General features: G+C 61.9%; 1 rRNA gene. It reads left to right on the top strand.

Going from position 1 to position 278, the window contains the following annotated elements:
* Positions 1–169: 169 nt before the first annotated feature.
* Positions 170–278: ribosomal RNA gene (rrf, locus tag AC0C6X_RS30215) — 5S ribosomal RNA — on the top strand; the annotation flags it as partial.

Genomic DNA, 278 nt, shown 5'->3' with positions numbered 1-278 from the left:
CGCCAAAGGCGCTGCGGACGGCGCGCCGGACTTCCGGCGGCTCGGCTCTGCCGGCTGCTGCAATTATCCGGATAAGACGCAAAGACGTGTTCAAATCAAAAAGAGGCTCTGCCTCACCAGCTTCTCATTCGGTTTGCGCCCTTCGGGCGCAAATCTTGCGCTTTGCCGACCTGGTGGTTCTGGCGGGGTGGCTGCACCCGTTCCCATTCCGAACACGGCCGTGAAACGCCCCAGCGCCGATGGTACTTCGTCTTAAGACGCGGGAGAGTAGGTCGCTG

The organism is Ensifer sp. VA4 (assembly GCF_055710065.1).
This window is presented reverse-complemented; position numbering and strand designations above follow the sequence as displayed.